At 59.7% G+C, this 12,248-nt stretch carries 11 protein-coding genes; 1 reads left to right on the plus strand and 10 read right to left on the minus strand.

What is annotated here, in order from left to right:
- The first annotated feature begins 350 nt into the window (after positions 1–350).
- Positions 351–1,265 carry a homoserine O-acetyltransferase MetA gene (gene metA, locus ACYQ3S_RS07205; protein WP_459688158.1) on the plus strand — a complete coding sequence of 305 codons (915 nt, stop codon included), beginning with the start codon at positions 351–353 and terminating at the stop codon, positions 1,263–1,265.
- A gap of 30 nt (positions 1,266–1,295) precedes the next feature.
- On the opposite strand, the gene ACYQ3S_RS07210 is transcribed toward metA, so the two are convergent.
- From ACYQ3S_RS07210 to spo0A, 10 genes are all read right to left on the minus strand, one after another.
- Entirely contained in the window at positions 1,296–1,934 is a 639-nt protein-coding gene (locus tag ACYQ3S_RS07210) for a redox-sensing transcriptional repressor Rex (protein WP_459688159.1), read from the minus strand.
- 31 nt (positions 1,935–1,965) lie between these two features.
- On the minus strand, positions 1,966–3,123 hold the full coding sequence (locus ACYQ3S_RS07215; protein ID WP_459688160.1) for an isocitrate/isopropylmalate family dehydrogenase: 1,158 nt from the start codon (positions 3,121–3,123) through the stop codon (positions 1,966–1,968).
- Between the two features lie 97 nt (positions 3,124–3,220).
- The gene (locus tag ACYQ3S_RS07220) at positions 3,221–5,146 is read right to left on the minus strand and encodes an aconitate hydratase (protein WP_459688162.1); all 1,926 of its coding nucleotides are present in this window, start codon (positions 5,144–5,146) and stop codon (positions 3,221–3,223) included.
- 211 nt (positions 5,147–5,357) lie between these two features.
- Entirely contained in the window at positions 5,358–6,383 is a 1,026-nt protein-coding gene (tsaD, locus tag ACYQ3S_RS07225; RefSeq protein WP_459688164.1) for a tRNA (adenosine(37)-N6)-threonylcarbamoyltransferase complex transferase subunit TsaD, read from the minus strand.
- A gap of 4 nt (positions 6,384–6,387) precedes the next feature.
- Positions 6,388–6,639, minus strand: coding sequence for a hypothetical protein (locus ACYQ3S_RS07230; RefSeq protein WP_459688165.1), 252 nt, complete (start codon positions 6,637–6,639; stop codon positions 6,388–6,390).
- A gap of 152 nt (positions 6,640–6,791) precedes the next feature.
- Positions 6,792–7,721, minus strand: coding sequence for a GNAT family N-acetyltransferase (locus ACYQ3S_RS07235; protein ID WP_459688167.1), 930 nt, complete (start codon positions 7,719–7,721; stop codon positions 6,792–6,794).
- Positions 7,722–7,727: 6 nt separating this feature from the next.
- The gene (rimI, locus tag ACYQ3S_RS07240) at positions 7,728–8,162 is read right to left on the minus strand and encodes a ribosomal protein S18-alanine N-acetyltransferase (protein ID WP_459688168.1); all 435 of its coding nucleotides are present in this window, start codon (positions 8,160–8,162) and stop codon (positions 7,728–7,730) included.
- Positions 8,159–8,590 (minus strand): low molecular weight protein arginine phosphatase, encoded by a 432-nt coding sequence (locus ACYQ3S_RS07245; protein ID WP_459688169.1) that lies wholly within the window; start codon positions 8,588–8,590, stop codon positions 8,159–8,161. The genes rimI and ACYQ3S_RS07245 overlap by 4 nt, the downstream gene beginning before the upstream one ends.
- Positions 8,591–8,670: 80 nt before the next feature.
- On the minus strand, positions 8,671–11,304 hold the full coding sequence (gene polA, locus ACYQ3S_RS07250) for a DNA polymerase I (protein ID WP_459688170.1): 2,634 nt from the start codon (positions 11,302–11,304) through the stop codon (positions 8,671–8,673).
- Positions 11,305–11,421: 117 nt separating this feature from the next.
- Positions 11,422–12,183, minus strand: a complete 762-nt coding sequence (gene spo0A / locus ACYQ3S_RS07255) for a sporulation transcription factor Spo0A (protein ID WP_459688172.1) — start codon at positions 12,181–12,183, stop codon at positions 11,422–11,424.
- Between the last annotated feature and the right edge of the window lie 65 nt (positions 12,184–12,248).

A 12,248-nucleotide genomic window follows, 5' to 3' on the forward strand; every position in this document is an offset into this window, starting at 1 on the left:
CTTATTTAGTATACCAGAAGCAGTTCGCTTTGTCAAGAACTTTTTTCAATCTTTTTTTCAGATTTTCGAGCCGTTCTTTCTCTTTTCCGAACTTTTCCGGCCGCCGCCCCTTCCGAAGCAGCTTATTTAGTATATCAAACCCTAAGCTGTTTGTCAAGAACTTTTTTCTTCTTTTTTCAGCTTTTTCCGCACCGCTCTCGCGCGGCTCGTTTACTATACTATTTCCCCCGCTCCTTTGTCAATACCTTCCTTCCCCTTTTGCTTCGGTTTTCTTTTCCTCCCTTGTCCTTCCGGCGCTTTTCTGCTATAATTTTTCTATCGGAACCAATGGTATAAAGGAGGTCGCTGGCTTGCCTATAAAAATAGCCGACAGTTTGCCCGCGCGTGCGATTCTGGAAAGCGAAAACATATTTGTGATGACCGAGCACCGTGCAACAACGCAGGACATCCGCCCGCTGCGCATTGCGCTGCTCAACCTGATGCCGCTCAAGATCGTGACCGAAACCCAGATCCTGCGCTGCTTGTCCAACACACCGATTCAGATAGAAGTCGACCTGATCCAAACGAAGACCTATCATTCAAAAAACACCCCCGAAGACCATCTGCTCACATTCTACAAAACATTTGACGATATCCGCGATCAAAAGTATGACGGTTTTATCATCACCGGCGCCCCCATCGAAAACATGCCGTTTGAAGAAGTTGAGTATTGGGATGAGCTGGTCCGCATCATGGACTGGACGAAAACCCATGTACATTCCACGCTGTATATCTGTTGGGGCGCGCAGGCAGGCCTTTACCACCACTACGGCATTCCCAAATATCCCTTGCCGCGGAAGATGTCCGGCATTTTCAAGCATCATGTGCTTTTTCCGAAAGAGCCCCTCCTGCGCGGCTTCGACGACGTGTTCTGCGCCCCGCATTCACGCCACACCGAGGTACATGCGTCCGATATCCGCAAGGATGACCGCCTGCGCCTGTTGGCGGAATCCCACGAGGCTGGTGTTTATCTGGTTGAGGCGATGAACGGACGGCAGATTTTCGTGCTTGGTCACGGGGAATATGATTCGGACACCCTAAAAAAAGAATATGAACGCGATCTCGCCAAGGGCCTGAACCCCGAGATCCCCCTGCACTATTTCAGGAACAACGACCCCAGCGACGATATCCTGGTCACCTGGAAAGCACACGCGCACCTTTTCTATACCAACTGGGTCAACTACTATGTTTATCAGACCACGCCCTATTCCCTCGATAAAATATAAAAAAGAAGCGGCTTCAAGCCGCTTCTTTTTTTATGCCTCTTCCATGCCGACCAGATGGCACAGCGTCATCAGGCTGTCAGACAGGTGTACATTCTCGACCGGAACGCCCAGCCCCTCCAGATGCAGGTCCTCGCCCGTGAAGTTCCACAGGCCGCGGATACCATGATCGACCAGCTCGTGCGCCAAATCGGGCGCATGGGTGCGCGGAATCGTCAGAACAGCAACATCCGGCTTGCGTCGGTCGACAAATTCAAACAGCGTACTGCTGCTGCGCACCTCATGCCCGCCGAATTTTTTGCCCACCAACTCCTCATTCGCGTCAAACGCACACAGCAGCTTGAAGCCGCTGGCCGAAAAATCGAAGTTGTTGAGCAAGGCCCGTCCCAGGTTGCCCGCACCGATCAATACCGCCGTGCGGCCGGCGCTGAGCCCGAGAATAGCGCCCAGCTCCTCCTGCAGCTTATCTACATTGTATCCATATCCCTGCTGGCCAAATCCACCAAAGCAGTTGAAATCCTGCCGGATCTGTGAAGCGGTCAGCCCCATACGCTCAGCCAGGGCGCGCGAGGAAATGCGCTGTACGCCCTCTGCTTTCAGCTCACAAATATTGCGGTAGTAGCGCGGCAGACGCTGCACCACCGCCTTGGAGACCTCTTGTTTGCGCTCCACAGGTTTTCATCCTCTCTTTCCCATCACAAAATTACAGCTTCGCAATCGTTTCCAGTACATAATCCGTGAATTCCTGCGCGGTCGCGCCGGTATCACGTCCATTGACCACTACCTTTTTCTCTTCAAACATGCAGATATCGAGCGCACGGTCGAGCTTATTCGCCAACTCGATCTCACCGATATGCTCGAGCAGCATCACGGAGGCGCGCAGCACGGAGGACGGGTCCGCGTACTGGGCGCGCCCCTCCTGCACCATGCGCGGCGCGGAGCCGTGAATGGCCTCGAACATCGCGTAACGCTTGCCGATATTGGCCGAACCCGCGGTGCCTACGCCGCCCTGAATCTCGGCCGCCTCGTCGGTGATGATATCGCCGTACAGGTTGGGCAGCACGACCACCTTGAAATCGCGGCGGCGTTTTTCGTCCAGAAGCTTCGCGGTCATGATATCGATGTACCAGTCGTCGAACTCGACCTCCGGATACTCCTTTGCAACCCGCTGGCAGGTGTCGAGGAATTTGCCGTCCGTGGTCTTGATGATATTGGCCTTGGTCACGCAGGAGACGCGGTTCTTGCCGGTCTTGCGCGCGTAATCAAACGCCAGGCGCGCGATGCGCTCGCAGCCCTGCGAGGTCGCCACCGTAAAGTCGATGAACAGATCGTCCGCAATCTGCACGCCCTGCGAGCCGACCGCATAGCCGCCCTCGGTGTTTTCGCGATAGAACGTCCAGTCGATCCCCAGCTCAGGCACCTTGACTGGACGCACGTTGGCGAACAGGTCGAGCGCTTTGCGCATCGCCACATTCGCGGATTCCACATTCGGCCACGGATCGCCCTTGCGCGGGGTCGTGGTCGGCCCCTTGAGAATTACATGGCACTGTTTGAGCTCCTCCATCACATCGGGCGGGATGGCGTAGCCCAGCTCAGCGCGACGCTCGATGGTCAGCCCGTCTATCACACGGAACTCCACTTTCCCCGCCTTGACCTTGTCGGCCAGCAGGGCCTCGAGCGCGTGCTGCGCCATGCCGGTGATCATCGGGCCGATACCGTCGCCGCCGCACACGCCGATGATGAGCTTGTCAAGCTTTGTATAGTCAATAAAGTCATCCTGTGCTTTCATATCCGCGATGCGCGCAAGCTGGCTTTCTACCACTGCTTCAAATTTATCCAGAATGGACTGGTCGATCGACATAACGGTGTCCTCCTCATACCATTGATATTATTTTAACAAATTTTCTGCATCCTGTCAAGAAAGAGGAGGCTGGGAAAGCGCCTCTCTCCTCTTTTCCTTATTGCGCCGCCTGTTCCTTGGCATAGTTGAGCGTGCCGCCCGCGAGCAGCGCGCCACGCTGACGGTCGGAAACGTCGCAGTCCGCCTTGAAGGTCCTGCCGCCGCACACCACGGTAACCTGACCGCCGTTTTTGATTTCCTCCAGCACATGCGGCAGCGCGATCTCATCCAGCAGGCTGATCGCGTCGTAGTCCGCCGGATCGGCAAAGGTCAGCGGCAGGATGCCCGAGTTGACCAGATTGGCCTTATGGATACGGGCGAACGACTTGCACAGCACGGCCTTGACGCCCAGATACAGCGGGACGAGCGCCGCGTGCTCGCGCGACGAGCCCTGGCCGTAGTTGGCGCCACCGACGATCACGCCGCCGCCCTGCTCCTTGCAGCGCGCCGGAAATTCCGGATCGACGTTGATAAAGCAGTAATTCGAGTAGTACGGCACGTTCGAGCGGTAGGGCAGCAGCTTCGCGCCCGCCGGCAGGATATGGTCGGTGGTGATGTTGTCCTCGGTCTTGAGTACGACGCGGCCCGTATAGGACGCTTCCAGCGCCTTGCCCAGCGGGAACGGCTTGATGTTCGGGCCGCGCACGACCTCGACCTCGGCCGGATTTTCCGCGGGCTTTACAATCATGTTGTCGTTGATGACGAAATGCTCCGGCATTTCGATCGCCGGCATTTCTCCCAGCGTGCGCGGGTCGGTCAGCACGCCCGCGAGCGCGCTCGCCGCCGCGACCTCGGGCGATACCAGATAGATCTGCGCGTCCTGCGTACCCGAGCGGCCCTCAAAGTTGCGGTTGAAGGTGCGCAGGGACACGCCCGCGGACTCCGGCGACTGCCCCATGCCGATGCAGGGACCGCAGGCGCACTCAAGGATGCGCGCGCCCGCCGCGATGATATCCGCCAGCGCGCCGTTCTGCGCGAGCATGTTAAACACCTGCTTGGAGCCCGGGCTGATGGTGAGCGAAACGTCCGGATGCACGGTTTTGCCCTTGAGGATGGACGCGACTTTCATCATATCGTAATAGGAGGAATTGGTGCAGGAGCCGATGCAGCACTGATTGACCTTGATCGCGCCGATCTCAGCGACCGGCTTGACATTGTCCGGCATGTGCGGCATCGCAGCCAGCGGCTCGAGCGCGGACAGGTCGACCGTGTATTCCTCGTCGTACACCGCGTCCGGATCAGAGGACAGCTCGACCCACACATCACCGCGGCCCTGCGCCTCGAGGAAGCGCCTGGTTTCCCCGTCGGACGGGAACACCGAGGTCGTCGCGCCCAGCTCGGCGCCCATGTTGGTGATGGTCGCGCGCTCAGGCACGGACAGCGTCGCAACGCCCTCACCCGCGTACTCGACGATCTTGCCCACGCCGCCCTTAACGGTCATCTGGCGCAGCACGTCCAGGATAACGTCCTTGGCGGAAACCCACGGGGACAGCTTGCCCGTCAGGTTGACGCGCACCATCTTGGGCATGGGGATGTAGTACGCGCCGCCGCCCATCGCGACCGCCACGTCCAGGCCGCCCGCGCCGAACGCCAGCATGCCGATGCCGCCGCCGGTCGGGGTGTGGCTGTCCGAGCCGATCAGGGTTTTGCCCGGCGCGCCGAAGCGCTCCAGATGCACCTGATGGCAGATGCCGTTGCCCGCCTTGGAATAGTAGATGCCGTGCTTTTTGGCCACCGAGCCGATATACTTGTGGTCGTCCGCGTTTTCGAAGCCGGACTGCAGGGTATTGTGGTCGATATACGCGACCGACCGCTCGGTCCTGACCTGGTCGACGCCCATTGCCTCAAACTGGAGGTAGGCCATGGTGCCGGTAGCATCCTGCGTGAGCGTCTGGTCGATCCGGAGACCGATCTCCTGTCCCTGGACCATTTCTCCGTCCACCAGATGCGCCTTCAGAATTTTCTGTGCGATTGTCATACCCATTTGTGTTTCTTACACTCCTTTATGTCCCATACGCGGCGATAGTTGCGCCCGCCGCGCCCCGCCGCTGCAAAGCGGGTCCGTTGCGGCTTCCACAGCCTTCTCCACGGCATGCGCGGCATACCGTGCCCAAAAACAAAACAGAAGCGGCCTTTGCAACGCAAAAACCACTTCTATTTTACAACATTCCTTATCTTTTGAAAAGACCTTTTCGCTATCGCTTTTCACAAATATTCGCACCGATCTCCGCTGTTGCGAAAGCATTCTGCAGGGTCAGACCCACATTGCCTGCAAGGTATTCATAATATGCCTGACTCCCGATCATGGCCGCGTTATCCCCGCACAGGGAAAGCGGCGGCAGGTAGAGCCTGGTGTGGGTGCGCTTCGCCATCTCCTGCAGCGCCGCGCGCAGGAACGAGTTAGCCGCCACGCCGCCCGCGCAGACCACGCGCCGCGCATGCGTCCGCTGCGCCGCCATCTCCAGGCGCGGCACCAGCGTATGCACGACCGCCGCACAAAACGAGGCCGCAAGGCCGTTTTTGTCCAGCGTTTCGCCTTTCTGCTCCGCGTTGTGCGCCAGATTGATGACCGCGGTCTTGAGGCCGGAAAAAGAGAAGTCAAGCGGCGCGTCCTTGATGTGCGAATCCGGCAGCTTGTAGCGCGTCGGGTCGCCCTCCTGCGCGAGCCTGTCGATCTTCGGGCCGCCCGGATAGCCCACGCCGAGCACGCGCGCGACCTTATCGAACGCCTCGCCCGCCGCGTCGTCCCGCGTGCCGCCGAGGATCTCAAAATCCGTATAACCGCGCACCATCACGATTTCGCTGTGTCCGCCGGACGCGATCAGCGTCAAGAACGGGGGCTTGAGATCGGGATACGCCAGATAGGTCGCCGCGATATGCCCGCGGATATGATGCACCGGAATAAAGGGCTTTTGCAGCGCAAACGCCAGCGATTTCCCGAAGTTCGCGCCGACCAGCAGCGCGCCGATCAGCCCCGGCGCACAGGTCGCCGCCACCGCGTCCACCGCGCGCTTGTCCATGCCCGCATCGGCCAGCGCCTTTTCCGTCACGCGCACAACCGCCTCCATGTGCCGCCGCGACGCGATTTCCGGCACCACGCCCCCATACAGCGCGTGCGTTTCGATCTGCGTGTCCACCACGCTGGAAAGTATGTTCCGTCCATCCTCGACCACGGCGGCCGCCGTTTCGTCGCAGGAGGACTCGATTGCCAAAATCCTCATTGTTTCACCCGTTGTTTCCGTATTGTAAAATATGACGCGCCAGTTCCGCGTCCTGCCTGTGTACATAGATCCGGTACTCCCGCGGATACTGCGCGCGGAGCCCCAGCACGTCCTGCCGCTGCAGCATGCGCTGCGCATTGTCCCGCACCTCTGTGCGAAACGCGATCTGTTCACGGCTGAGCGCCTGCTGCGCCTCGAAAAAGTCCTCCTGCGTATTGGTGCATAAAATCTGCTCGCGGTTCATCGGCGTAATCATTTTCCTGTCTCCTTTATCCAAAGCAAACATTTCTTATCCCTCGCCGCTCTGCTACAGGCCGGCCGGCATGCGCATGGCAGAAAGAACAGGCACACAGCACGGCGCCGGCCAAAAGGGCCGCCAAAAGCATCATCTCTTTCTCCCCTTTCCGGTTACCGCATCGTGCCATCCGATATCTCTTTTTCCATGCATACGCAGATCTCGTCCCCCGCGAAATCGCCGAAATTCGGCACCAGCCGGTACCCCTGCTTCTGATAAAACACGATCGCGTCCGGCATGTCCGCGCCGGTTTCCAGCACCGCGCGGTGGCACCCGCTCGCGGCGGCGTGCCGTTCGAGCGCGGCCACGATTTCGCCCGCCGTCCCGCTTCTTCGGTATTCCGGCCGGACATACATCCGCTTGATCTCCGCCGTTACCGGATCATACGCGCGCCAGCAGCCGCAGCCTGCCGGCCGTTCCCCTATGTAAGCCACCACCGCGCAGGCCATCCCATCCAACGCGTGATACGCCTTGTACTTTTCCGCCACCGAGCCCCAGCCCGCATGGAAATATCCATCCAGCTCCGCAACCAGCGCTGCCAGATCCGGATTGGTCACATCGACAAAGCGAAGCGCCGCCCGTTTTTTATCCGCCGCCCCCAGCGCCTTTTCAAAGCAAAGGCAGTTTTCCGCGCCGGCCGGACTCCCATAATAGGGCATTGTACGGTATCCCAGCTTCCGGTAAAGCGCCGCCGAATCCCCGGTAGTCCGCGCGGTTTCCAAAACAGCGCGCGTATAGCCCTGCTCCGCCGCGTTGCCCTCCAGCGCGCGGATGACCGCGCCCGCAATCCCCCGCCGGCGGTATTCCGGCCGCACATAAATGCGTTTCAGTTCCACGGTATGCGCGTCCGTCCGCTTCCAGCAGCCGCAGCCTGCCGCGCGCCCATCCTCATAAGCGACCAGCCGGCAGCCGAACAGATGCGGGTCGTTATATTTCGCATAGCGGCGATGCACCTCGCCCACGATCGAAAAATAATATTCGTCCAGCCTGCCCGCCAGTTCCAGCAGATCGGTGTTTTCCGCATCGACAAACCGGAGCTCCATCCAGCCTCATCCTTTCAGAAAAAATGTCATCAGTAGCGCGTCCTCAGCGGGCGCAGTGTAAAAATTCTTTCGCACGCCCACCTTTTGGAAGCCCGCGTTCTCATACAGGGCAATCGCGGGCATATTGGACGCGCGCGCCTCCAGCGTAACGAAGGCCAGCCCCTGCACTTTCGCGCATGAGACGAGCGCCCCGATCAGCGCGCGGCCGATGCCCTGCCGGCGGCAGCCCGGCGATACCGCAACATTGGTGATGTACCCCTCGTCCAGCACGGTCTGGCAGCCCACATAGCCGACCGCCGCGCCGTCCCGCTCCGCAACCAGGAACAGGCCTTTTCCCAGCTCTTCTCGCAGCATATCCGCGCTCCACGGCGCGTGGAAGCACACCTTTTCGATCTCCGCGAGCGCGGCCAGGTGACGCTCCTGCATGGGTACGACCGTCATTCCGCAAGCCTCCCGATGATGCCGCTTACCCCCCGGTCGATCTCGGCCGCCGCGCGGCGGTAGGTATCCAGATCGCCGCCAAACGGATCGGAAACGTCCTCCGGCAGCAGGGTGAATATCTTGTCCGCACAGGCGGGAAACAACTCGCACAAGCGGTCGTAATGGGCGCCTGTCATGCAGACCAGATAACGCGCCTCCTGCACCAGTTCGGGCGTGAGCATGCGCGAGCGGTGCGCTGCGATGTCCGCGCCCAGTTCAGCCGCCGCCGTGACCGCGTTTGGCGACGCAGGCAGGCCGTCCTGGGTGAACAGTCCGGCGGACGCCACCGTCAGACCGGTCTTCTCCTCCCCGCCGCGCGCGCGGAACAGCCCCTCGGCCATCGGCGAACGGCAGGTGTTGCCCGTGCAGATGAAAATGATGTCGTCCATTTTGGAATTCCCCCTGTCAAAAACGGCCCGCGCCGCGCGCGGTGCGCCCTCTCCCCTCAAACCGGTCGGTTCGGGCAGAATCACTTTGTGTCGTACCAGCTATGTCCCGCCTTGGCCTCCGCCACCAGAGGCGCGTCCATAGCGAACGCAGCTTCCATTTCCTCCTTGAGCAGGCGCATCGCGGTCTCCTGTTCGGTTTTTGGCGCCTCCAAGATCAATTCGTCGTGGACCTGCAGGATAAGCCGGCTCTCCAGGCCCTCGCGCAGCAGACGGTCGCGTACCCGCACCATGGCGATCTTGATGATGTCCGCCGCGGTCCCCTGGATGGGCGTATTCATCGCCACACGCTCCCCGAACGAACGGATATTGAAATTTTTGCTTTTCAGTTCGGGCAGCGCGCGGCGGCGGCCGAACAGCGTGGACACATAGCCCTTTTCCCGCGCGCTTTCCTTGATATCCTCCATATATTTTGCAACGCCCGGATAGGTCGCCAGATAGGTGCGGATGAACTCGCCCGCTTCCTTACGGGTCACGCCGATATCCTGTGCAAGCGAAAAATCCGATATCCCGTACACAATGCCGAAATTGACCGCCTTGCAGGAGGAGCGCATCTGCGGCGTGACCTCGTCCAGCGGCACATGGTATACCTTGGCCGCGGTCGCGGCGTGGATATCCTGTCCGGACCGGAACGCCTCGATCATGTGCGCGTCCTGCGAGATATGCGCAAGCACCCGCAGTTCGATCTGCGAGTAATCCGCGTCGATCAGCACATGCTCCGCGTCGGGCGCGACGAACATGCGCCGCAGCTCACGCCCCAGTTCGGTGCGCACCGGAATGTTCTGCAGGTTCGGGTCGGTCGAGGACAGCCGGCCTGTCGCGGTCACAGTCTGCTGAAAATGCGTATGAATACGCCCGTCCTTTTGGCTGACCACCTTGAGCAGCCCATCCACATAGGTGCTCTTCAGCTTGGTAAGCTGCCGGTATTCCAGTATCCTGGGAACGATCGGATGATCTTCCGCGATGCGCTCCAGCACGTCCACGTTGGTCGAATAGCCGGTCTTGGTCTTTTTCGGCGCGGGCAGATGCAGCTTTTCAAACAGCACCTCGCCGAGCTGCTTGGGGCTGTTGATATTGAATTCTCCATCCGCGTCGCGGTAGATCTGCGCGACCAGCTCATGGATGCGGACGTCCAGCCGCTCCCCAAACGCGCGCAGCTCGTCCGGCGCGACCGCACAGCCCGCGGTTTCCATTTCAGCCAGAATGCGCATCAGCGGCAGTTCGATCTCGTAGTACAGCTTGCGCATGCCCAGTTCTTCCACCCTGGATGCGGCTTCCTGATAGATCGCGCGCACCGCTCCTACATGGCGCGCGCATGCCTGTTCCGTCTGTTCCTGCCCGCCGAGCGGCGATACGGCGGCCGGATCGTCCAAGTCAAGCTCGGGCAGTTCGGTGCTGCAATATGCCAGCGCCACGCGCGGCAGGTCATATCCGGACTGCGTCGGGTCCAGCAGATACGCGGCGAGGCAGGTGTCGAACGCAATCCCCTCCGGCTGGATGCCGCGCGCAAGCAGCGCCGCCGCCACGGGCTTCGCATCATGCAGCACCAGCTCGATCGCGCCGCCGAACAGACGGCGCAGCAGCGCATCCCAATCCGCATCCGCAAAGTCATCCGCAAACAGCATCGCCGCCGTATCCGCTTCCAGCAGGCACAGCGCGCCCAGCGTTTCCGGAATCACTGCAAACACGCGGCCCGCTTCGGTCAGCGCGTCGAGCAGCCCAAACGCTTCGGCGGCATTTTGGATGCGCTGCGTCCGAAGCTCCGGCAGCCTGGGCGCGGCATGCTCGCCGCTCAGCCCAAGCTTTTTGATAAAGTTTTTAAATTCCAGGCGGGTCAGCAGCTCATAAAGCGCCGCATCGTCCCGATGTTCCTCCGGCAGGTTTGCAACATCCAGCGCAAGCGGCGCGTTGCGGTCAATGGTCGCGAGCCAATAGCTGTCTTTCGCGGACTGCGCGCCCGCTTCCAGCTTTGCGCGCGCACCTTTTTTGATTTTTTCATCCTCCAGGTTCGCGTACACGCCTTCCAGCGAGCCGAAATCATGCAGCAGCTGCATCGCCGTCTTTTCCCCGATGCCCGGCACGCCCGGAATATTATCCGACGCATCCCCCATGAGCGCTTTCAGATCGATCAGGCGAATCGGATCGAAGCCGTATTTTTCACGGAACTTATCCGTATCATAGGTTTCATAGGTCGTCTGCCCCATTTTGGTGGAAACCAGAAGCACAGTCGTCCCGCCGCCGATGAGCTGCAGGCTGTCGCGGTCGCCCGTCACGACCACGCAGGCGTCGCCGTTTTCATCCGCTTTCCGGCTGATCGTGCCGATCAGGTCGTCCGCCTCATACCCTGCCAGCTCGCAGCGTACCACACCCATCGCATCGAGCGTTTCTTTCATCACCGGTAGCTGCGCCGCCAGTTCGTCCGGCATCCCCTTGCGGGTTGCCTTGTAGGAATCAAATTTCAAATGGCGGAAGGTTTTCTCCCGCACGTCAAAGCACACAACCGTACGGTCGGGCTTTTCATCCTCCCTGAGCTTGAACAACGTGGCCAAGAACCCGTACACCGCGTTGGTCGGCAGCCCTTCATGGTTGGAGAGCTGGCGGATACCATAAAAAGCGCGGTTGAGTATACTGTTTCCATCGATCACCATGATTTTCATGCGCGTATTCCCCATCATTCAACAAATTTTTCTTATCATATATTATATCCTATTACCAGCCGTATTTCCAGACAAAATAAGGGACGGGGCTTCCGCCCCGTCCCGCGCCCATATTCCTTATGCGCCAAACCGCATCTGCAGCCGCAGACGGTCGGCTATCATCGAGATGAATTCCGAGTTTGTCGGCTTGCCCTTGACGCCCGACACCGTATAGCCGAAATAGCTCTGCAGCGTCTCGATATCGCCGCGGTCCCACGCGACTTCGATCGCATGGCGGATCGCGCGCTCAACGCGCGAAGAAGTGGTCTTGAACTTTTTAGCGATCGACGGATACAGCACCTTGGTGATCGCGCTGACCGCCTCCATGTCCTCGACCGCCATCATGATCGCCTCGCGCAGATATTGGTAGCCCTTGATATGCGCCGGTACGCCGACCTGATGGATGACCTCAGTCACGCGTACTTCCAGCGCCATGGCTTCCCCCGTTTTTTCGGCCTCCTGCTTTCCGGTTTTCCACATGCGAATCCTTTCGCAAACCATTTCCGCTTCCATAGGCTTGCGCAGGAACATATCCACGCCCAGCGCGGTACACTCCGCGCCCGCCTGCGGGCTGGCGAAAGCTGAAAGGACAACGGTCGCGGGCTGCTCCTGCCTGCGTTCGTGCAGCTTGGTCAGCACCATGATCCCATCCATCACCGGCAGCACCAGATCGATGATGAGCAGGTCAGGTTTGAGCTCTCCTACTGCCGCAACCGCTTTCGCGCCGTCCTCCGCGATACCGGCAAGCTCCATATCATTTGATTTTTCGATTGCCGCCGCCATCCGTGCGCAGAATTCGCTGTCGTCGTCTGCGAGCAATACTCGAATTTTTTGTTCCATGTTGTCAATACCAGCCTTCCAGCAATTTATTTGTTCTCTGTCTTAGCTGTCATTAATTTACCATA

It is taken from the genome of Agathobaculum sp. TL06, assembly GCF_054658635.1.